4 protein-coding genes are annotated in these 24,723 nt (G+C 49.0%); all 4 read right to left on the bottom strand.

Translation table 11 applies throughout. The features are described 5' to 3' along the window. Window positions 1–212 precede the first annotated feature (212 nt). Window positions 213–21,023: an SDR family NAD(P)-dependent oxidoreductase gene (locus LVD17_RS26950; protein WP_233763270.1), complete on the bottom strand. Its 20,811-nt coding sequence runs from the start codon at window positions 21,021–21,023 to the stop codon at window positions 213–215. Window positions 21,024–21,472: 449 nt separating this feature from the next. Continuing rightward, window positions 21,473–22,303 (bottom strand): SRPBCC family protein, encoded by an 831-nt coding sequence (locus LVD17_RS26955; RefSeq protein WP_233763272.1) that lies wholly within the window; start codon window positions 22,301–22,303, stop codon window positions 21,473–21,475. A gap of 72 nt (window positions 22,304–22,375) precedes the next feature. Then, the gene (locus LVD17_RS26960; RefSeq protein WP_233763275.1) at window positions 22,376–23,644 is read right to left on the bottom strand and encodes a GMC family oxidoreductase N-terminal domain-containing protein; all 1,269 of its coding nucleotides are present in this window, start codon (window positions 23,642–23,644) and stop codon (window positions 22,376–22,378) included. Between the two features lie 100 nt (window positions 23,645–23,744). After that, the gene (locus LVD17_RS26965; RefSeq protein WP_233763277.1) at window positions 23,745–24,632 is read right to left on the bottom strand and encodes an outer membrane lipoprotein-sorting protein; all 888 of its coding nucleotides are present in this window, start codon (window positions 24,630–24,632) and stop codon (window positions 23,745–23,747) included. Window positions 24,633–24,723 lie beyond the last annotated feature (91 nt).

Consider the following 24,723-nt stretch of genomic DNA (forward strand, 5'->3'; position numbering starts at 1 on the left):
TGGGATTTTTCATTGTCCCACAACCTGAAATTCAATCCAATAAGTCCTTGCCTCCGAAGGACGTAGAGTCCTCTGCGAGAGACTCTACTCGGAAGTAAGAGACTCTACTGGGAAGTAGTGGAAATATTCAAAATTCCATTTCTCTAACACACTTCCCAAACTACCGAGCACCTATTTACCGACCACCGATCACTTCCGACTTACCGGGTCATTTAATCAAGTTCAGCCGCTTCCTCCACGGTGAGTTCATTGTTCAAAATTTTCTCAATGATGTTATTATAAAAGCCGTCGTCATAAGACCGGGAACTGATTGATTTTTGGGTTGAATGCTCAATTTGTCCATCCAGTGACCGAGATGAAAACCCGTGCATTTGTACACATACATTTCCTTCCTGATCGCAGAGGTCAATGTCGAGCTTGATGAGCTTATCCCCTGGCTGGCTTCCCTGAACGTAACGTGCCCATACATGCATTTCTTCAGTGCAGGCTGCAATTACCCTCACAGATTCCAATGCAAAAGGAAGTAGCGGACTTGATGGCAGATCATCCAGATCCAACATTAAACCTATACATGCCTGAAGCGCACAATCCATCATGGCAGGATGCAGAATATAATCATGCTGACTGTCCTGCTGCATGCTAAGGTGGGCCAGCAGTTGGTTTTCTCCGATGTATACGGCGGTTACACACTGGTGTGCGGGGCCATAATCCGTTCCCATTTGCCTGAAGGCATCATATACCGTATCAGGTTCTATGGTGCCGTGTTGCATTTGTGCCCTTAGCCTGTCGATGTCGAGTCTGGCCGGTATTTCGTGTCTTCCGAATATGGCCTGTCCCTGGCAGTGTATGGTTTCTCCGTCCTGGTCATCAGTTCCGTTGTCCAGGCTGTAGATTTCGAAGTCTATTTTTTCAAAGGCTCCATCTTCCTCACTCTCAAAGAGGGCTATGGTTACCTGCTTTTGCCCTTCAACTACCACAGGCTTGAGCCAAACGGTATTGTGAAGCTCCAGAATGAATGGTTCATCATGAACAGGCAGTGCCATGTTGGCTGCGACCCGGGCCATTTCCAGATAAGCTACTGCAGGAAGTATTTTGCTTTCATTTACCCTATGATCCGCCAGGAAGAACTCCTCGCCACTAAACGTGGTAGTGTAGCTTAGCTGGTTAAGATCAGAGGTATTCTGGTGCAACAGCGGGTGAATGACTGCACCAACCAATCCTGTTGGTTTTGTCTGTACTCCTCCCTTGGTTGCCTGATACCAGTAACGCTCTTTGGCAAATGGATACGATGGCAAATGTGCTTTATGAGGTTTAACTTCGTGATACAATTTGAGCCAATCAAGGTCAAGGCCTTTAACCCAAAGGTCTGCAAGGCTTGACAGTTTATTTTTAGCGATCCACTTATCGATGATTTCCTGCAGGTCGAGGTCACCACTGAACAGGGCATGGATGTCTTTGTTTCGTTTGGCCTGTCCTACCCAGGTGTTTTGAATGTTGCGTTCTCCGTTAACAAAGGCTTGCAGTTTATCTGCCAGCTCTTCAACTGAATTCACAATACATGCGAAACGCTCTTCCATGGCTTCCCTGCCAATCTGTAAGGTATAGGCCATTTCTACAAGGTCAATAACTTCTGCTGTACCTTCCTGGCTGACCTGAACAAACTTCAGAAGCGCTGTAGCTTTTTGCATCAGTTGCTCCGGTGTTTTTGCCGAAAGGGGTACGATTACAGGCTCACTGCTCTTCGTAACCGGCTTGCGCTCAGGCTGAATAAACTCTTTCACTACCAGGTGCGCATTTGTGCCGCTATGCCCAAAAGAGTTGATCGCTGCCATGCGTGGCCCATCTTTTGACGGCTCCCAATCCTGCACCTCTGTATTGATGTAGAAAGGAGACCCGTTAAATTCGATCAAAGGATTTAAGGTCTTGAAATTTAGCAACTTCGGTATTTTGTTGTGCTGCATAGATAACAGCACTTTGATCAATCCGATAACTCCTGCTGCCGCTGCGGTATGGCCAATGTATGACTTGGCACTGCCTACGGCACAAAACTCTTTGCTTTCCGTGAAGGTGCGGAAGGCTCTTACCAGGGCATTGGTTTCCACCGGATCACCCAGTTTGGTACCGGTGCCGTGCGCTTCTACGTAGCTGATCTTCTCAGGGTCGATGTTGAATTTTTTATAAACATCCACAATGAGTTTTTCCTGGGCTTCTCCGTTGGGCGCTGTTATGCCATTGCTGGCCCCATCCTGATTAATGCCCGATCCGGAAATCAATCCGTAGATTTTATCCCCTGCTTCTATGGCGTCGTCAAGGCGTTTCAGCACCACGATACCTACACCTTCTGACATGATGGTACCATTGGCAGACTCATCAAAGGTAAAGCAACGGCCGCCAGGAGAGAGCATTTCTATTTCATCCAGACGGATCAGCATGTTCTGCTCCAGGCAGGCGTTAACTCCTCCGGCCAATGCCATGTCTGATTCCCTGTTCCTCAGACTTTCACAAGCGAGGTGCAGGGCTACTGCTGATGAAGAACAGCCTGTATTGACTACGAATGACGGGCCATTCAGATTCAGAATGTATGACAATCGGGAGGCTATGATCGCATCGGAATAACCGGTAAAGGTGTCTCCGCTATACCCTGTAGGCTCGGCTCCTATGTAGATACCTGTCTGGGAACCTGAAAGTGTGCGGGGATTATACCCGGCATTTTCAAGGGCATTCCAGCTTTCCTGTAGTACGAGGCGCTGGTGCGGGTTCATAGATTCGGCTTCTTTCGGTGAAATGTTGAAGAACAGCGGATCGAAACAGTCTCTGTCTTCTACTATTCCTCCCCATTTGCAACGGGTCTTGCCTGCCTGCTTTTTGGGGCTGAAAAAGTTTTTCTGATCCAGGTAGCGTTCAGGAAGTTCGTCCACGCCGTCTATTCCCTGTTCCAGGTTGTGCCAGAAGGCTTCAATGTTTTCGGCTTTCGGGAACATGCCTGATATACCCACTACAGCTATCTCTGAGGTATTAGCCTTTGTGTTGGCAGTGCCTGCTAACCTTGATGATTGTTTATTTCTAAAGGTAAATCTGCTTTGAGGCAAAACATTTACCCTGCCGGCAGTTCTTTCTTCAAACACCTGCGATACTGTTTCCGTTTCCTCCTCCACAGTCGCTATGGCCTGAGCTTCAATATCAGGCTCAATCTGCGACTGGTAGGAGTTCATCACGTGTTTGCTCAAACGGTTTACTGTAGAATGTTCAAAAATAATAGCAGTATTGAGCGAAATCTTCAGTGCTTCATTGATCTGGTTAATAAAACTTACTCCCAAAATGGAGTCGATACCGTAATCTGAAAATGCTATATCGGGATCGATACCATCGGCAGATATCTTCAAGGTTTCTGATAAGCAACTCAATATTTTGGTGCGGATGTAATCCTGTATGTTCAGTGAAGGTTTTGCAGCGGGCTGCGGCTTTTTCATTTGAACCGCTTTCTGCTTCTGCACGGGTATCTGTACCGGTTTGGTTTTCACCACTGCCGGGGTTTTCGGTGCAATTTTCTCCTTTGTTTTCACTGATATTTTTCTTCTGATGGCCCCATCACTTTGTGCCAGTATAATTTGCTGCCCGAGCAAGTGTGCTTCTTCGGCTGGGAAGAGTACTGCCGGGAACCCTTCTTCTTCCAATACGCGCTGCCAACCGGCCGGGTATAGTCCCGGACTGCCCGGCATGCGAAGCTCGGCATCGGTAAATAGCCACCAGCCATCCAGCAAGCCAAAAGTCAGGTGGTTAAACAGTGCCGGGGTACTCAGTTCATTGATCAGGATATAACCTTCCTGATGAAGTACGGCTTTGGCATTTCTTAAGGTACGTCTGATGTCCCTGGTCGCGTGCAATACATTGGTAGCGATAACCAGGTCATAGGTGCCTACCTCGATACCCTGATCGTCAACCGGCTGCTCAATATCCAGTCGCTGACAGGTTATATAAGGGTTATCTGGCAGGTAGTTTTTCTCTGCATGGAAGAAGAATGCCTTTGAAAGGTCAGTATAACAGTATTTTTCAATGGATACTTTGTAAGGCTGCAATCTGTTAAAAATTACGGCGGATGTGCCTCCCGTGCCTGCGCCTATCTCCAACATCCTCAATCTCGCATTCGGATCTGCCTCCAACTTTTGTTGTACATAAGCTACAACGGCATTGGCCACGATCTCATTGAAGGTATCAGACATCAGGTTGTTCTTGTACACCCCTTCCACTTTCTCCATAGAGGAGTTAGGGAAGATGACATCTGTTGCCAGGGTTTTGCCCTGAAGTATGTCAGGTATCCTTTCAAGACAGTCGTTCACCAAACCTACCCAGGCTTTGCGATCCGGGTTTTGCAGATACTTTTCTTTCTCTACCTGCCACTTCTTCCAGGTGGTTTCAGCATCTACCTTCTTCCATTGGGTGATGGTATCCCCTTTCCATTGGATATATTTGTTTTGGTTAAGCCTGTTGAGGCAGGCCTCCCACCAAGGGGTATATTTATCTAAAACCCCGCATTGCTCCCGAAGGCCTGACACGGTCCTGGGTTTATCCAAACCGGCAGATTTCACCAGTTGATCGATCTGGCAGAACAGCAACTGCACGAGCCAGTCTTCCAGGTCACTCTTCTCTTCAGCAAGCTTTAGTTTTTTGATTTTTTCATAAGGGACCTCGATCTCACTTTCATCCAGGGTTGCCGAAGATGAAGCCGGAGCACCTGTAAGCGAAATGTAGTCTTCGCGGTTGCAGTTCATCAAAGTTTCGATGTGCTGCGATGCCTTCATACACAGTACCTGGTGGATCCTGCCTTGCTGAAGTTCTCCCACAAACTGCTCAAAGCATTTGAAACCTTCGAGGTCTTCAAGGGCATCAAAGTTGGCTTTGGACACCTTGTCTTTCGTCTCTGTGATGTTTTCGGTTGTAGACTTCCAGAATCCCCAGTTGATGATCCCTACCGGGAATTTTGCCTGTTGGCGAATAGCATGCACCAGGCTGTCGGAATATGTAATGCCGCAGGCATAGGCGGAAAGCTTGGATGCCCCGGAAAAGGAATAAGCCTGTCCCGATGAAAAATAGCACATAAAATCGAGTGGCTCATCTTTCAGGGCATCGTAGAATACCCAGCTTCCCTGCGCTTTAAGATCAAAAATTGACCTGAATTCTGATTCGGTGGTTTGGTCCAGTGAGTTTTCAAAACGGAAGACCATGCCAGCAAACATGGCTCCTTGTATAGTCTGATGTTTTTGTTTGATGGAAGCTACGGCCTGCTTCATAGACTCGGGATCAGTAGTGTCTGCCTGAACATACAGCAGGTTATCTGCATAATTGTCAAATCGCTGCATAGCTGCCTGCACACGCTCTGAGGTTTCCTCACTTCGTCCCAGCCACACTACTGTAGCGTCGTACTTTTCTATCAGGTTGCGCGTCATGATCTTTCCTACGGTGCCTGTTCCGCCTACGATCAGGTAGACTCCGCGCTCACGGATAGCAGGATGATTCTGCGTGTTCCAGTTAAGTTTATACAGCACCTGTCGGTAGCGCTTGCCAGATTGAAGTTTGAATACTTCGCCTCTGTCTGCCGGCGGCTCCTGCAGTATCCTATCCAGAGTATTTTTGCGACCCTCCGGTGTTTTCAGGTCTTCCGATGACAGGTCAAGGTTCCTTACTCTGAACTGATAGCTGCTCTGGGCCAGTGAGTAGGCCAGACCGGTATTACCTGCACCGGTGAATTGGTTAGGTTCGTGGTGAATGGCGTGGGTATCCTGGGTCAGCACATAAGACTCTACTTTGTCGCTGATCTTGTTGCTTTGTTTCAGGTACTTGATCAGACGCAGTAGCTGGACTTCATTGCTTTCCTGTCCATGGATCAGGTTTTCCAGGCGAATGGCCTTTGCCTTTGGCTCTGCCATGGAGATGAAATATAAGGTATCAAAGCCTTCAACATCGTTCAGACAGCTTCTGAAACCATCGGGATCATCTGCCCCGCACTGCCACTCCTGATCGGATAGCTGTTTTGTTTTATCCGCAACCCGAATGAGCAGCGTTTTTGCTTCTGCATCTTGCCTGTAGTGTGCGAGGATGTCCTTTTCAAAGCCTGTGGTATCTCCGCACACGATCAATACATTTTTTTGAGCCACAGCAACATTGCTCTCTTGTACAGGCTGCTCTTCCCAGTGGGTAAGATAGCTCACTTGATCCCATGAAAGGGCTGTACCTGATTCGGTGCCTTTCATAACCCATGATGCTGCACTTAAGTTGGTCAATTCAAGACCTTCTATGATCACGGCTACATTACCTTGCAGGTCGCAAAGGTCAATGTCCAGTTTAATCTGTTCGTCACTGGCCTTGGCTCCCGGTGAGAAGCGGACCCAGGCATACATTTCTTCTGCGCAGGCTGCTATGGTCGTTACTGAATCCAGGGCTACGGGTACCAGAGGCTCCGCATCAGCGATCAACGCCATACCTGCCGTGAATACGCTATCCATAATGGCCGGGTGCAGGATGAAATTACCTTCGGCTGCGACTGTCAATTTTAGTTTCACTAATGCTTCTCCACTTCCCAAATGTATGGCACTGATAGCCCGGAGCGACCGGCCATAGTTGACACCTGCACTTTCGAGGGCATGATACCAGCCGGAAACCTCAACGGTTTCTCCCATATGGCTCATCAGTTGCGTGACATCCAGGGTCAGGGCTTCGGGTTGAGGCGTAAAGGCTGCAAATCCGGTAAAATGGATGAGCTCCTCACCTGCCTCCGTGCTAAAGATCTCATAGCTGACCAGTTCATCGCCCTGAGCGGCCAGTGTGATCCTTACGCTGTGTTCCTGATTGACGATGCAGGGTTCTGCCCACTCCAATTGATGAAGGGTGATGGCCGCAGGCTCTTCCATAGCTGGCATAGCCATTTCCACTGCCGCTCTTGCCATTTCCAGGTAAGCGGCTGCGGGTAATATAGTATTTTCTTTATAGTGATAATCTCCCACCAAAAGGTCGCTGCCTCTGAATGTTGAGCTATAGCTCTGCTGTAAAAGGTCAGAGGTATTGCGATGTACCAACGGATGCAATTGGGTTCTCGATAGCTCATACTGACCTTTTGATGCGGCGTCTATCCAGTAGCGGTCTTGTGCAAACGGATAGGTCGGCAAGGCCATGCGTTTTGGTTTGTTTTCTCCATAGAATTTCTTCCAATCCAGGGTAAGGCCTTTAACCCAAAGTTCCAGCAGTTTGGAAAGTTTCCTGCGGTTGATCCATTTATCAATCGCTTCTTTCATGTCCTCATCATCATTGATGATGCTCATGTCTTCCTGGTTGCGCTTTACTTTGCCCTGACAGGTATCTTCGATGTCTTCTGCACCGTCAAGGTAAGCCTGGAGCTTTTCAGCCAGTTGGTCTACCGAACTTACGAGAAAGCCGAGACGAACTTCAAATTCTTCCCTGCATACCTGGAGGCTGTAAGCGAGTGACTGCAGGTCAATACTGTCTTTTGAAGAGGTGAGTTCAAACAGGTCACGGACTTTTTGTTGCAGTTGTTCTTCCGTTCTTGCGGAAAGCAGAATGGCCACTTTCTCGTTCAAATGGGTTACAGGTGCTGTTTGTACTTCTTCTGTCACTGACTGGTATTCTTCAATTACCACGTGGGCATTGGTACCGCTTCTGCCAAATGAGCTTACGGCGCCAAGATATGGCTTGCCCTGCTCCTTGTCCCATTCGCGGGTTGCTTTATTGATAAAGAAGGGGCTGTTATTCCATGTGATGTAGTCATTTTCTTCCTCACAATTCAGGCTGGCCGGGATCTGACGGTACTGTATGGCTTTCAATAAATTGACCACACTCACGAGACCTGATGCCGCCAGTGTATGACCTATGTTGCTCTTGCAACTAGTCAATGCGCAATATCCCTGCTTTGTTTCTGATGGCCTGTCGCTGTTCAGCTTTTTAAAGGCTTTGGCCAGGGCATTGATCTCTACGGGATCGCCCAGTTTGGTGCCTGTACCATGGGTTACAATGTATGACAAGTCATGGGTGTCGATCTGGTAATCTGAATAAACTTTTTCGATCAGTTCTGCCTGTCTGTCTCCGTTGGGAGCGGTTACGCCATTGGTTTTGCCATCGAAATTGATGCCGCTGGCCTTGATGGTACCGTAGATGGAATCGCCGTCTGCAACCGCTGCTGACAAGGGTTTCAACATCAATACCACAACGGACTCTCCTACGCCTATGCCTCCGGCATTTTTTGAGAAGGTGTGGCAATGTCCGTCTTGTGAAAGCATGCCTGCCTCGCTCATCATCACGTAGCTGTCAGGTGAAATGAGCAATGAAACACCGGCTACAATGGCCGACTTACATTCGCCCTGACGCAGGCTGGTGACAGCCTGATGCAGTGCAACCAATCCGGATGAACATGCGGTATTTGTGGCAATGGCCGGGCCATGCAGGTCCAGGAAGTATGACAGTCGTGAACTGATCATGGCATTGCCTGTAGTGGTAATGCCTTGCTTTCCGGTGATCAGGTCGTATTGCCCTTCTTCCATACCAACAAACACACCTACTTTCTGACCTCTGAGTTCGCCGGGTGAAACCCTGGCATCTTCAATGGCTTTATAGGTTTCCATCAGGAGCAGTCTTTCTGCCGGGTCCATCTGTTCGGCCTCACGGGGTGAGATCTCAAAAAACAGGGGATCAAACTCGTCAACACCGTGAATAAAGCCGCCTTTATTCGTAGTTATTGTATTGTTTTCATCTCCCGGCGTGGTGAAGTACTTGCGCCAATCCCAACGGTTGGCCGGTATTTCGGTTATAGCATCTTTGCCTTCTGCCAGCAATGTCCATAGTTCTTCCACGGTGCGTGCCTGCGGGAATCGCCCCGACATACCCACAACCGCAATGGGTTCATTGGTAACAGCGGTTGGGGTGTCAGAGCTAAGCGCTGATGCATATCGACGGCCAATAGCCTGTTTAAGGCTTTTTAACCGGTTTGTTGTAATCTTTGCCGGGGCACTGCTGACCATGGTTTTAGCCTGGCTGTAAAAGGCCTCTATGTGGTCGGCGTGCTCTTCCTGGAAGTATTCACTCAGTTTATCAATGGTAGTGGCGCTAAAGAATACCGCCGGTGTTATTTCCACTCCGAAATGGTTGGTCAGCCTTTTGGCCAATTCGCTCAGGCTGATGGAGTCGAAGCCATAATCGGTGAGGTTTTCTGTGATATTGAGCTGGTTTTGGCTGATCTTGGTCAGTGCTGATACCACTTGTTTCAAATCGGTAGTGATGCATGCCTTTAGTGAAAGCCCCTGGTATTGAGGTTTCCATCCTTTGCCTGCTATGCTGTTGGTTGTGGCCTGAACTACCGCAGTCTTTTCTGACTGCTCTTCCTGATATGATCTTCTCAGTACCTGCTCTACGCGAGATGGCTTGCCCAGCATAACGAGGGTTTGCAGCCTGTCTGATTTCAAAAGGTCATGCCAGATCCCGATACCTTGTGCGGTTTGCAATGGTTCCTGGCCGCTGCTTTTCAGATAAAATGAGGTTTGTGCCGAGTCTGCTGTGCCCATGCCTCCCTCCTGCCATAGCGGCCAGTTGATCACTATGGTTTTGCCATGGTGTCCTTTTTGCTCCCGGTAATGGCTGTAGGCCATTTGGAAGCGGCTGGCTACTGCATAATCGCAGGAACCAAAGTCGCCCAGGAAGGCTGATACGGAAGAGAAGTAGCAAATAAAATCCAGCGAAGGCTGATCAAAAGCCTCGTCCAGCAGCATAGAGCCGATGGATTTGGGGCGCAGCACGGCATTGATATTCTCAGTTGACCTGTTGTAAAATGGCTCTGAGGATTCTACTCCGGCCGCATGGATTATGCCTGTGATCTCAAAAGGCAGCTCCGCCTTCAAGGTGCGTACAGCTTCTTCGCTGCTCACGTCTACCGTGTGGTAGCTCACCTCCCCAGCGCCAGCCGCTTTTAATGTATTGATCTGCGCTTCAATGTCTGCATTCATCTGGCGTCTGCCTGTCAATACGAGGTTGGCATGGTAATTCTCTGCCAGATAACGTGCAAACTGCAAGCCCAGGTTACCGCAACCGCCTGTAATCAAATAACTTCCACTTTGTTTCAGTACAGGTTCTCCGGTTGTGTTACCGGGCTTACATGTTTGGAGCGACAATAAGTATCTTTTTCCGTGCCTATACCATAATACACCCTGGTGTTGTGCGGCATCCAGCAGTTGCTGCGGGGTGCATGTGCCGGTATCGGTATACAGCAATGATAATTGAATATTGGGCAGGATCAGTTTCAATGATCTTTCGAACCCGATCCATGAATAATCCCAGCAGGTGCTGGCCTTTGAAGGGTCGTAGTGCCCGGCCAGGGTCACGTGTGCTACGGTTGATGCTGATGATTTAATGGCTTTGAACAGGTCAAACAGCATGTGAATGCCTGCCTCTCCCTGACCTTTTGTCCACATGTAGATGATGCGGAGGTTTTTCCCTGCTTCTGCATGGTGTTTCAGTATCCGGGCTATTTCTTGCTGATTTGCCGGAAGGCCGCTCTGCTCTACTATCGTTGCCCGGGATAACGGATGGCTTGTTTCGGCCATCAGTGTTTCGCGGAAACCTTTATCCGTGAAGATAAGGGTTTGCTGGTCTGCCGGTACAGATGCCGTAGCAGTATGTGGCCGGGCTTCCCAGGTTTCATTGAAAAACAGGGGTTGTGTGGTTTCCTCTTCCTTGAAGGATTCGATACCTCCTAAGCTTTTATCAGAGGCAACAAAAGCCTGTATGCTTTGCTGATCATTCACCTTAAGTGCCAATCCTCTCATCTCTACGCAGACATTGCCATGGTTATCGCAGAGGTCAACATCCAGACTGATTTGCTCACCTGCCTGTTGGGAAAAGCGCCCCCAGACGTACATCGCGGAGGTGCATGATGATAGGATGCGTACCGATCTTAAGTTAACCGGTGTCGACTGCTGATGGTCATTCCGGAAGATGTCTGCTGCCCTTAAAGTATGCTTCATAATAGCAGGGTAGAGCCCAAATCCACTTTGACCGTTCGCCGTGTGATCTGGTAAACTCAATCGGGCGAGAAATTGGGTTTCTCCGAAAAGGACGTTTGTAAGTTCCTGATCCGTGATGGTAGTCCCACCCGGTATCATTTGCCCTTTGAGCTGCTCTATGTTCACCACCGGGCCAGACGTTTCCGAATGACTCAGGCTGGCTTCTCCCTGGCTATATATGATTTCTTCATTCCCGGCCTCGCTGCTGATCTCATAAGCCACCAGGCCGTTGCCTTTCTCATACAGGCTGATATTAAAGGTCTTTTGTGTGTCGGCAATCATCGGCTCAGCCCAGACAATGTTGCGCAATTCAATCTTTGCTGATGGTGATGACAATGAGTGTTCTACGGCTGCTCTTGCCATTTCAAGTGTAGCCAGTTCCGGCAGTACTTTCACTCCATTCACCTGATCCAGATAAGGCTCATCTCCGCTGAAAATGGAGCTAAAGCGCTGCTGATTCAGGGTTGAGGTGTTTCTATGCAACAAAGGATGGATCACTGCCTCCGCTGTAGCAGGTGCAAAATACAATGCTTCCTGTGCATCAATCCAGTAACGCTCTTTGGCAAAAGGGTACAGCGGTAAGTGCGTACGCTTAGGCTTGGTGTTGCCATACATTTTGTTCCAATCCAGCTCGTATCCTTTCACCCACAGGTTAACCAGGTTTGATAGCTTTTTCTGCTGTATCCACTTGTCTATGGTTTCCTGAAGATCCATGTCTTCGGCAAACAGGGAAAGGGTGTCTTCATTGCGTTTCGCTGTTCCTGCAAACAGGTTGGTCGCAGGCTTTCCTTCTACAAAGGCCTGGAGTTTTTCTGCCAGTTGATCAACGCTGTTTGCCACCAATCCAAGGCGCTGGCCCATATCCATTCTGCCAATTTGCAGGGTGTAGGCTATATCAGCGAGGTTGAGCGACTGCCCTTCCTTACGGATATAATCCAGCAGGTCAATGGCCTTTTGTTTCAGTTGTTCTTCTGTTCTGGCTGATAACGGAATGATGCAATCAACATTTTGAGAAGTTGATGAAGCCGCCACGCTTACCGGTGACGGGTATTCTGACACTACGATGTGAGCATTCGTGCCACTGAAGCCAAAGGAGCTGATAGCCGCTTTGCGCAATTCTGCATCTGCAACTTTCCAGTCTTTCAATTCAGTGTTCACGTAGAACGGGCTGTTGTCCAGACTGATATGCTCGTTTAACTTTTCAAAATTGATGGTTGGTGGCAGTTGCTTGTGCTTCATCGACATGACCAGCTTGATCATACCGGCAACTCCTGCCGCCATCAGGCAATGACCGATATTACTCTTCACTGAACCTAAAGCGCAATATTCTTTTTCCTGCGTATATTTTTTAAAGGATTCTACCAGGGCTTCAACCTCAATGGGGTCGCCTAGTTTTGTGCCTGTTCCGTGTGCTTCTACCAGTTGGATCGAAGCCGGATCGATCTTGTATTTATCGTAAACTTCCTGTTGTAACCTGGATTGTGCTTCTGTATTCGGAGCTGTAATGCCGTTGGTCTTACCATCCTGATTTACGCCCCATCCCTGAATTACACCAAGAATGTTGTCATTATCTTTTTCCGCATCTTCCAGCCTTTTCAACATCACTACTCCAACGCCTTCGCCCGGCACAAAGCCATTGGCGCGCTGATCGAAGGTGTAGCATTTACCATCTGGTGAAAGCATGCCCATTTGCGATGTTTTCAGGTGCATATCCGGTCCGGCTCCGATGTAGACACCTCCGGCAAGTACCATATCGCTTTTGCCCAGAGCCAGTGAATCGCAGGCATTGGCAATAGCTACAAGAGATGATGAGCAGGCGGTATCAATGGTTAAGCAAGGGCCCTGCAAGTTCAGGAAGTAAGAGATGCGTGCTGCCAGAATGGAGTTATCACCTCCGGTAAATCCATAAGCACTTATTTGCAGGTCTCTTGACAGCAGGTGATAGTCTCCCTGTCCGCAACCTACAAAAACACCACATTTGCTGTTGCCCAGTGCTTTGGGGTTGTAGCCTGCATTTTCTATCGCATGCCAGCAGGCTTGTAAAAACAGTCTCTGCTGCGGGTCCATGCTTTCCGCTTCTGATGGCGAAATGTTGAAGAACAACGGATCGAAAAGGTCATATTCTTCCAATGCGCCCATCCATCTGCTGTAGGTTTTTCCGGGTGTTGCCCCTCCTTCCTGATAGTATTGGTCAATGTCCCAGCGCTTTTTGGGTATTTCCCGGATGCAGTTTTTGCCCCCGGCTATATTTTGCCAGAATTCCTCTACGTTCCTGGCCTCGGGGAACTGCCCTGCCATACCGATTATAGCAATAGCCTGAGCCTCTTCTTTTGCAGAAGTACCTTTGGTGCTCTGTGTCAATGGTTCAGCACTGATATGCTGTTGTGCCATTACAGGCTGACTCTCCTGCGCCGGTTTAACCTCCACGGGTAAGGTCCCGCTCTTTTCGGCTTCCTCTTTTACATAGCTGCTGAACTGTTTCAGGTTCGGGTAGCTGTATACTTTGGTGGCATTGATCTGGACCTTGTACTTTTCATTGATCTTGCGGATCCAGGTTACCCCGATGATAGAATCCAGGCCTAAATCTACAAACTGGCTGTCTTCATCGATATCGCTTTCCTCCATGTGCAGTTCCTGTGCCAGCATGGCCTTTAGCGTAGCCAGGATGACGGGCTGTACGTCTGCAGTTACAGCAGGTGCATTTTGCGGAACGACCGGAGCCTGCGCCTGTGTAATGGTACCTGCCTGCAATGCCAGCTCTTTTACATAGCTGCTGAACTGCTTCAGGTTCGGATAGCTGTATACTTTGGTGGCGTTGATCTGGATCTTGTATTTTTCATTGATCTTGCGGATCCAGGTTACCCCGATGATGGAGTCCAGGCCTAAATCTACAAACTGGCTGTCTTCATCGATATCGCTTTCCTCCATGTGTAGCTCCTGCGCCAACATGGCTTTTAGGGCAGCCAGGATGGCGGGCTGCACATCGGCATGAACGGAAGCATGCTGAGCCACTGCTTCCACGGGTTGCGTGGCCTGCACCTTTCCTTCCTGATGGAAGTTGCTTTGGATCTGTTTCAGTGTTTCTGACTGCCCCACGAATGTCTTCTCATGCATAGCCAGTTCGAGTGCATAGTTTTCTTCCAGGCGTGCCTGAAGATGAGCGGTCAACTGATGTTTCAGCGCCACAAGGGCAGCTCGTGGGTGGGCTGCAATTTGTCTCGCCAGATCAAATGCGGTTGCCATTACTTCCTTGCGCGGTAATACAGGAAGTAACAGTCCTTTATTTTTCAACTCCCGGCCTGAGTATTCCACTGCTGTGAGCAGGGTTTCGCGTGCCAGGTCATAGCCTGTCTTGTCCGGGAAGATCATGGTAGAGCCCGCTCCGGGGGTAAAGCCGTAATTCATGTACGGACTTACATAGTGGCTCTCGTCACTGAACAGAATGAAGTCGGCAAACATGCCCATGGACCACCCTGCTCCGATGCCGTGCCCCTGCATGGCAGCAATCACCGGGACATTGCACTCCATGGCCAGGTGGTAGATCCTGGAGTCGGTAAACTTGATCTTTCCTTCCTGGATGTCCAATAGCATTTCTTTGGTGCCTCCGGAAATGAAGTAGCTGTCGTATCCGGTCAGGATCACCACTTTGCAGGCCGGTTTTTGGGCTATGCGCCCGAATACCTCAGTGATCCCTTCCATAAATGCCGGGGAGAACATGTTCCTGGCTTCCCGGTCTTCCATTTTCACCTCAACAATTCCTTCGGGATGTATAGTGGCTTTGATCACCTGTGATTTCAGGTCAATAGCTGTTGGTGCCGCAGGCAGCTTGCCAAAGGCTTCCGCACTCTCTAACCAATCCGGCTGTTGCTCTATGGCTTTGGCGGTTGCTGCGGCCCTCTCCTTTTTCCAGCTTGTCACATCTTCGTATGACAGCTTTGTCCACTGCCCGGCCAGTTGAATGGCTTCGGCCAGGGCATCTTCTGCTATGGTTATGGCTCCGGTTTGCTGTTTTAATTCAGCGCCTGTATATGCTTTGCCTGCCAGTAATATTTCCTTGCACACATAGTGGCCAAGTCGCCGGCCAAAGATCATGGCGGCGCTTTGTGCCAGAGCGGGGACTTCCATCAGGTGAGCCGCTATGTAAACGCCCTGTTCGTTGTATATGCATACATCACATGACTGGGCAATCAGCCAGCCTGTATCTTTGGCATTTGATTCTATAGCGGCTAAAACCGGCACGGGTGATCCGGTGATCAACTGCTGTAGTTGCAATACCTCGTTGGCCGAACCTGCCTGATCTGCCACTGATATAAATTCAGGGTCGTCACTGGTCAGGATAATGGCTTTGTAATATTCGCTTTTCTCCACCCTTCCCAGAATATTGGTGAGGCCGGAGGTCAGGTCTTTTAACTGGTATTTCTTCCTGCCTTGCTTTATCCTTATCGTGAGAATCTGCTCCGCAGGGTTTTCTATTTTCAGGTATTTGGAACCGGATGTAAGTTTCTTTTGGCCATTGGCCTGTGTGTTTTCCTCCTTTAAAACGCCGGCAGCCATTAATTGCTCCGTACAGGCCAATATGTGGCGGCCTAAATGCTGCCTGAGCAGGCTCAAAGAGGCTTCGGATTTCCTGGCAAGTTCTTCTGCCAGTTTTAAAGCATAAGCCTCCACCTGAGCTGAGGGCACAATGGGAAAACTGTAGCCTTTGGCTTTCAGGTCTTTGCCGGATGGTGCAGTTGCCTGATAAAGCAAGTCCCTGGCAAAGGCTTCCCCAAACCGTTCTTTTAATAACTGTTCTTCATTTACAGTGGGCAGCAACCCTTCAACACGGTAAGTGTAAGTGCCTTCTTCACTGCAAACCATGAAATCGCATAGTGCGCCTGCCATGAAACCTGCACCTCTGGCATCTCCCCGGATTATGGCGATAACAGGACAGGGAAATGATGCCAGGGTGTGATACAGGTTTTCTTCTATGGCCAGGTTGAATGCTTCTCTCCCTCCTTGCAGGAATACTGATCCGTTGCCACTCAGCATCAATACTTTTGCTGATGCCTTTTTTACATGTTTGAGGGCATGCACCAGTTGTGCTGCTACTTCCTGTGAGAGGTTATTTTCTTTACCGTCATTTATTTTTATCTCGTAGATGCCGTTGCCGTTGTCAAACAGGCTCACATAGGAGTCTCCGGTTGGAGCTGCCTTGGCCATACCCGTTGAAGTGCTGGTCAGGCTGACAGGTACTTTTTTTGCCTGCACCTTGATATCGCTGAATTTCAGGGTTTCTGGTGTAGCCAGTGAGACGTTGCTCGGCTTTTTTAATGATGGCAGTGTAAACTTTTGCGCTGTAGGTGTGCCGGATGCCGCCGGCTTGTCTATGTGAATTTGTACAGGCTGAACAGGTTGTTGTTGCTGTTCCTGCGGCTGTACTATGGTCACCTGCTCCGATCGCTTTTCAGGTGTCTGGTGTGTGATACCTGTAATATCTATCCAGTGGCGGTTCTTGGCAAACGGATAGCCCGGGAGGCTGATGCGCCTGGGCAGGTTTTCTCCAAAAATATCTTTGGTGTATAATTGAGTCCAGTCAATATCTGCCCCGGCAATCCACTGTTGTGCTATTTTCTCCAGGCCTTTTTCTGTAAGCTGTAATGTGGCTTGTTGCTGTATTTCTCCGGAAGACTGGTTTACCTGTCCCGTCCATACGGCTGCACTCTCCTCTCCTGTCAGCCATTGCTGAAGTTTCTGGCGCAGGTCTTCCCAGCCTGTTACGCTGATGGCCAGCCTGTGTTTCATAGGCATGCGGCCTATCTGCCAGCTGTAGATGGCATCGGTAAAAGAGGTTGATCCGGCTGCATTTTCTGACCAGTGAATAACTTTTTCAGCATATTCCCTGAGCCTGTCCTGACTGGCTGCGGACAATACAAACAGGTTATGGTCAACCTCTATAGTTTCTTTAGTGTCAGTGGCAAATTCTTGTACCACTACATGGGCATTGGCTCCTCCTGATCCAAAGCTGCTCACTCCTGCCAGACGTGGGGCTTCTGCTTCCCAGGTCTGCAAGGCATTTTGAATGCGGAAAGAGGTGCCTTCAAGCTGGATCTTGGGGTTAAGGTCTTTGTAATTGATGGATGCAGGTATCTGACGGTGCTGCATGGCCAGGATCACTTTCAGTAAGCCGGTAATCCCTGCTGCTGACTCGAGGTGGCCGACGTTACTTTTGACTGAACCAATGCTGCATGCTTTGGCTTCTTCAACCGGAACGAGTTTGCTGTAGGCTGTTTTGATGCCCTGAATTTCAATAGGGTCGCCCAGGGATGTACCGGTACCATGGGCTTCTATATAGCTCAGTTTCTGAGGTGATATGCCTGCGTTTTTCCAGGCTGCAGTGTACAACTCACTTTGCTTTTGTGGGTTAGGGACCGTGAGGCCTCCACCCAGACCTCCGTGGTTAACGGCACTGCCTTTAATGACGGCGCGGATCTGGTCTTTATCTTCTATGGCTTTGCGCAGGGGCTTGAGCATGAGCATCACGGCTCCCTCTGAGCGTACGTAGCCGTTGGCGCTGGCATCAAATACTTTACATTTGGAATCCGGCGACAGCATGCCTGCACTCTGGTAGGCAACAGACAGATCGGGGTAGCAAATGAAGTTGACCCCACCGACCAGTGCAGCCGAGCATTCCGCTGACTGCAATGATCTGATGGCGGTATGCAGTGCCACCAGTGAAGCAGAACAGGCGGTATCAATGATCAGGCTTGGCCCATTAAAATCATAGAAATATGAGATCCGGTTGGCCAGTACGGCCAGCGAGCTGCCTATGGCATGGTGCGCCTGGGTTTCCAGGTTGGCAGACTGCATGAGGCGGTAATAGTCACAATTGCTGGCACCGATGAATACACCGGTATCTGAGCCTTTTAATGCGGCGGGTACAATGGAAGCATCTTCCAGACATGCCCAGGCCAGCTCCAGCAATATACGCTGCTGCGGGTCGGTAGCCTGTGCTTCTTTGGGCGACATGCGGAAGAATGCTGCATCAAAGGTATCTCCCTGATGCAGGAAACCACCTTTATCTACTCCCGGTCTCTCTGCTCCGGATGGCCACAGCCCCCTTTCTTTGGGGAACGGGCTGATCATGCTTTTGGAAGAAGCCAAAGCTTCCCATAGTTCCTCTGCAGACTCAATGCCTCCGGGAAGTTTGCAGGAAACTCCTACAACGGCAATGTCGGTATCCAGCATATCCTCACCTCCGGTTTGGTCTGATTTTTCCTGTCCTTTGACCTCCACATGTAATGTGCTTGTCAATGCACTGGTCTGGGTTGACAAGAAATCTATGACTTTGTTCAGGTTGTTGTATTCGAAGAAAAACCCGGCTTGTAGTTCGGTATTGAATTTTTCTTCAATCTGCTTTTGAAGTAACAGCAGGTCGGCAGAGTTCAGGCCTATCTCCATGATCGGACGGTCAAATTCTGCCGGGGTAATGCTGATGTCCAGCAGGGCATTTACTTTTTCCAGTAAATATTGACTGATTTGCTGTTTATCAACTGCCTGTGCTCTGCTCTCTTTTGCCGGGACACCGGATGGAGCCGAAGCTGCCGCCAGTGTTGAGAGGTAGTCAACGACTTTGTTCAGGTTGTTGTATTCAAAGAAGAATCCTGGCTGCAATGGCTGGTTAAATTTCTCTTCAATCTGCTTTTGCAGTGCCATAAGGTCTACCGAACTCAGGCCTGTCTCCATTACCGGGCGGTCAAAATCGATCGTACCGACATCCAGCAGTCCGGTTGCTGCGTCCTTCAAAAATTGACGGATAAGGGATTCGCTGAGCTGAGTTTTTTCCTGAACCGGCAATGGCTGGTCGTTACCTGCTGACCGGTTCCTGTTATTTTGTGCTACCCGGCTGAGGATATCATATTCTATGAGTACACCATAGCCCTGGTTAGCATAGTCCAGCGGGCGATAGTTGGCAATGGGCTTTACAATTCTTGCCCCGTGTGCATCGTGAAATGCCATAATAGGGTCTTGCTTGCTGCCTTTTTGCTGAATGTACCTTTCAATCGGCAGGTCTTCGCCGGCATTATAGTTTTTGCAAAGGCTTACTGCCACTACCCTGTTCACGCCGGGAACAAGGCTGCACCGCTGAAGCATGAATTCGAGCAGTTGGTCTCCGTAGCCCAGGTTTTGTGTGTCCGGGTGTATGTTTACAGCGATGAGTTGAATAATGGCTCCGGCAGGATCGTGTAATTCATGAACGTTGCCGGAATCATGTTTTTCAATTTCAGCATCATTAGCTATGCGCTGGCTGTAGATCACTCCAAGTACGTTTCCCTCTTTTTCCAGTACAAATTGTCCTTCGGGGTATTGCCTGATGCGTGCGAGTATCTGGGCCTTAGAAGTCCTTAAAGGCTCTTTCCAGCATAGCTCTTCCAGTTCCAGCAGGGTTTTGATATCGCCTTCGGTGGCAAACCGGATGCTGTAATCTCTTCTAGTCAGGTGGTGCAGGCTAATCCGGCTATAGCTTGATAGTTCCGGGTATCCTTTAACCTGGTATTTGTTGAACAAGCCTGCGTTTGCTGCAAGGATCAAAAAGGCTTCTGCACCGATAAGGTATTGGTGCGACAGGCCGTGAATGGTGTCGATATAGAAATTTCCGGACCGGTCGAGATACTCGAAAGTTATGTCGGCCGGCAGTGTATGGGCCTCCTGAACCAGCAGTCGGGACTGGCCTATGCTGTCTGCCCAGGCCTGCAAATGTCGCTGCCAGTGCCTTAAAACGGTCATGGCATCGAGTAGCTGTCCTTCCTTATCCAGGTAGTACTTCAACTGGCCGGCCGCCATCGGAGAGAGCGATCCGTTAGTGTTTTTATTTGCATCAACCGTCAGGGCATGGTGGGCAAAAGTATGCAGGTAGACTACCTCCTTTGCGGGTTCCAACCCCACACCTTTAAGGGCCCTGCAAATGTCTTCGGGTTTATTGATATCGCCTGACAGGGCCTGATGCTCAATTCCGGCTGATTTTAAAGCCTGACTTGCTTTTTCCAGTTCGGCATCATCACGGTCAAAGGCTATTATCTGTAACGGGTACTGCTCCAGGTTCCGGCCTCGGAGGGTATGATCCTGTATGATCCGGTAAATGTCTTTGAGCAACATACTATCGCCAAGGCCGGCAATAGCTCTCGGCTGCCGGTCCAAAGCCGGCTGATCAAAAATGCTAATGATCTCCTGTTGCAGATCTTGCTTACAGCTATGGTTTTGTTTTCCGGTAAGTGTTGCTCTGAGTGCAGCTTCTTTGTTCTCCCAGGTGGGCTTGCCGTCACCAAACAGCAAATCACTCATGGTATGAAGCACAGGCCTGAAAGCTACGATTTCACTTAGCTCTTCTGCCTGCAGCAGTTGTCTGCCTTCAGGGGTGAGCTGTTTTGTGTCCGGATCCATCCATGCCTGCTGTACAAACAGTTTTTCGATGGACTGTGCCAGGTTTTTGTCGAGTCCGCTGAGTACTTCGGCAAAGTTGTCTTCATCATTTTTCAATGCCTGGGCTCCTGCCTGTTTCAGGCCTGTAACCAGTGGCGTCAGGATGGCACCCCTCACCAGGCTGGCGGTCAGGGTATTCTTAATCAGGTCTTTCAGCAGTATTTTATCAATCTTTTTACCAAACGCCGCGGCGTAGGCCGTTTTTCTTAGCAGTGCTTCCGGATCGGCTGTATAGAGCGATGCCAGGTCAAGGTTTAACAGGTACTTGTCCACGCGATCGGTCAGGCGATAGGCATCGTTGGGGTTGCTTTCAAGCCAACCCAGTGATTCCAGGGCCTGAAGCGCCATTGAGAAGTAACCTTCGTTAGCCTTAAGTTCTTTTATCAGCGATGTGCGTTTACGGTATTTGTTTTTATCGAGTAGCGTAAAAAGCCCTTGCTTATGGCACGCTTCAATAACCGGTACAGCTACATAGCCATGACAGCAAAACTTCAATAATTTTAGCATCTAATTTATCCGGAAATATTAATGACTGATTAATTGGTTAATTGTGCCTCCTGCCCCTACCCCTGTCTGTCCCCTGACAGACTTTGCAATCCCTTGGTCTGTCCCCCGACAGACCTTTGCCGTGTGTCTTTTTACTGCAGTGGTTTTTACTTGCAGTACGGGGGCTGTCGGGGGACAGCCAAGGGGGTGGAGAGCAAACATGGGCTGAAATTTCTTCGGCTTTGCAGTGTTACTGCGGTCAGTACGGCTGAACAGGCCAGCTTTACCAAACTTTCGGAAGTTTAGTAAAGCCGCTATTTAGTTTTGACTGCTGTTGTGCTCCTTCTTCCTTCCCTCGGCCTCCTCCCTTGGTCTGTCCCCTGACAGACCTTTGCCGTGTGTCTTTTTTACTGCCATAGTTTTAATTGCAGTGCGGGGCTGTCGGGGGACAGCCTGGGGTAGAGAAGGTATTATGCTACTACCTCTGCGGGTTGGTCTACTTCCATGACGTAGTCCATTCTTGCATTTCGGTATTTATCTTTGTCGAGGATCTTGGGCATTTTGGCGAACGCAAATGGCAGCATGGCGGGGATCAGCCAGTTGGCCAGTGCGTATGGGAAGTTGCCTCCGGGGTCTACGGCGTCGTAGATGAATTCGTATTGTACTTCGCCATTATCCAGGGGGGTGTATTTCCATTTGTTGTGCATTTCGGTAACGCGGAAGTAGCGCTTATCCTGGGGCAGCATTTCGGGGGCGGCCACGAAGTTGAATTTCATTTCTTTGGTAATGGGGTCTTGTGAGAATTCTGACTTTACCACAAACTCTCTGTGTTTGAACGGGGGAAACAGTTTTTGCTTGAAGGTGTAGTATACCAGTTTCGGGTCTACGCCGTCTTTGTCGGGGTCCCAGCCGGGTATGTAGTATGAGTCGAACATGCCTACATCGTCGGCGGCATCGGGGTTTCTCATGAGGGCAAGGATGCTGGCCAACCTGCCTTTCAAGCGGCCGATGATCTTAATTTTCAGCCAGGTTTCTCCCGGATTTTTCAAGGTGTAGACTTTCATACCTTTTTTGTCTGACTTTAGTTTCCATTGTCCTGAGCCTGAGTTTTTCCAGAGGGAGTGGGTCGAGGCTATGATGAATATTACCAGCAGTATTTCAACTGCGATCAATGCGATCATCCCTGTTTGCCCTTCCATGAATCGGTCCCAAAAGAAAGGTGCTGCCACTGCAGCGGCGACACTCAGCAGTGTCAGCATTAACAAAAAGCCATTGGTTTTACTTTTTCCTGAATGTTCCATGTTTTTAGTGTTTATTCTAGAAAATCAAAAGTCTTGATCTCAAGTGGTTATGGTTTGGTTAATTTATTGTTCTTAAAGGGTGGCTGCCAGGTGCCTCGACAGGTATTTGGCCAGGCATACGAGTGTAAATGTTGGTGTTACCCTGTCGTTTTCAGGCAATATGGAGCCATCGCAGACGTACAGGCCTTCGTATTCGGTTTGGAGTTTTTCATCGACGTGTTCCTTGATCTTCAATGTGCCCAATGCACCTCCTGATATGAGTTCGGTTTTAAAGATCTTTCCGGCCCCGGCGTTTTCAAGGATCTGGCGCGCCACACCCAGTCCTTTGTCCAGTTTGCGGTGGTCATTATCTGTCAGTTTTTTATTGAACTTACCGTCTGCCGTGAGTTCACCGCCTATGGGTTCTTTGACTTTCACGGTAATACCTACGTGCCTTGGATAGGCAGCTATTCGCAAGGGTTTGGCTGAAACGAGCATACCTACATTGAACAGAAAGCGATGGAAATTAGCATCCATCAGTTCGATATCATCATCCACTTTGGCGCCCATGCAGCCACAGAAATTCTCTGCTGACGAAAGGCCACGGATAGAGCCAATAAGGCCGATGCTGGGGTTGATATAGAAGCCGTGGCTCACTACGTTCTTTATGCCGCTTTCGCGTAGGATTACCGGCGTGGCCAGGGAGCCAGCAGCGAGGACTATCTTTTCACCGTAAGCTTTGAATACTTCTTTTTTCTTGCCAATGGTGTACTCCACGCCAATAGCTTTTTTATTGTCGTGTATCACTTTTGACACGGTGGCCTGGGTGATCAGTGTGGCCCCGTCCCTCAGGGCGCTGTCTACAAATGTCCTGGCCTTCCACTTTACTTCGTAGAAGTTTTTATTGTCGAATTTTGACTGGTCTACGAGCATCAGCTTTTTCTTCCAGTCGTAGCCTAGTGCCCTGGCGCTTTCTCCCAGCTTTTTTGCCTGGGCACCTATGAAGTTGTCCGATATTTCGGAAATGGGCAGTTCTTTGCGTGCCTCTTCCAGATCTTCTGTGAGATCGATGCCCAGGTTTTTAAATGCATCAACCGGTGGCAGGTCGGCTACAGCGAGGTACATGGCCGTGCTGCCTCCGGTGGTAAACGCACGCATGTCTTTGAGTTTACCGGCTACGGGCACTTCATTAGAGATCTTGGCATAGGCCATCAGTGATTCCTTCAGCGGATCATTGCCTCCACGCTCCAGGATCAGGACGTTCTTGTGCTTGCTGCTCAACTCCTTCGCAATGGTAGCGCCGCAGGTTCCCGAACCCACGATAATGGCATCAAAGTAATTTTCTTTATTTGAATAATTCATTTGTTAGTATTGAGATTTTAGTCGTGAGTCATGGGTTTAGTCGTGAGTCAGGAGTATTGAGTATTGAGATACTCACGACTCAATACTCCTGACTATTCTACTATTTAAGGTTGCTGCGGTATTTGGTCAGGTTTTGTTCTCTGAAGGCAAAGTCTTCGAGGGTCCTGGTGGTCAGGAATTCATCTGCTACTTCCTGGTCAAATGCCACGGATACCATGTTCATCATGCTTATTCTTCGGGTGGCTACGTTGTTCATGGTGAGTTTTCTGGCTACCCATACATCATCCACTTTTTCTACGTCTGACACGGTTAGCTGCTTGTAAAGCTCTCCTCTCACGTACAGGTTCTTTTTCAGGCTGATGAACCTGTCTTTGTCTATCCATGAAGTGGTTTTGCTGTATTTTGATTTTTTGGCCCTTTCTGCTGTGGGGGTGTATTCGATCACCCATACGTCGCGGCCTTTGTAGTTTTCTTCGCCCAGGATCTCAAAGTTGTATTCATTGATTTTCAGGTCTTCCATGTCTTCGAGGGAAAATTCGGAGCCAAAGAAGCTTCCGCTGTCGTCGTTGCTGTCGCTGCTTGAGGCCAGGCGCTTTACTTTGCTCAAAGCAGGCAGGTAGATCCAGCTATCGTTGTCCTTGCCGGGCTCTCCGTACTCATAGGTGAGCATGCCTACCCCCTGCTCTTTTTTAGGCTCTATGATGATGGAGACTGAGCGGCTGTCTTCGTGGTCGTCGCCATAGTTTTTAGCTATGCTTTCCAGCACTTTGTTCCTGGGCTCTTCCGTGCATACTATCCTGCTGTCGGATATGGTGTATTTGCAGGTAGAGAGCTTTATTTTCTGAATTGAAGAGGAGAAGGATCCTTTAGCAACCTTCTGTACCTTTTTCATAATATCCTTAGCCGACTGGCCTGACCAGGTATTTATTGAAAATGAGGATGCCAAAACTGCCAGGACTACCAACACAACAATCTGATTTCTTTTCATTATTTATGTTTTTAGATTGAAAAAATATGTTTTTCTAATTTTTTTTAACTCTGACAGGGTTTTGAACCCTGTCAGAGTTAAAAAAAATTAA

The organism is Fulvivirga ulvae (assembly GCF_021389975.1).
In the GTDB taxonomy this organism is placed as follows: domain Bacteria; phylum Bacteroidota; class Bacteroidia; order Cytophagales; family Cyclobacteriaceae; genus Fulvivirga; species Fulvivirga ulvae.

What these genes read in the sequence shown, in the direction of transcription:
- LVD17_RS26950 (WP_233763270.1), bottom strand. Translation starts at nt 21,023, where the DNA reads ATGCTAAAATTATTGAAGTTTTGCTGTCATGGCTATGTAGCTGTACCG.
- LVD17_RS26955 (WP_233763272.1), bottom strand. Translation starts at nt 22,303, where the DNA reads ATGGAACATTCAGGAAAAAGTAAAACCAATGGCTTTTTGTTAATGCTG.
- LVD17_RS26960 (WP_233763275.1), bottom strand. Translation starts at nt 23,644, where the DNA reads ATGAATTATTCAAATAAAGAAAATTACTTTGATGCCATTATCGTGGGT.
- LVD17_RS26965 (WP_233763277.1), bottom strand. Translation starts at nt 24,632, where the DNA reads ATGAAAAGAAATCAGATTGTTGTGTTGGTAGTCCTGGCAGTTTTGGCA.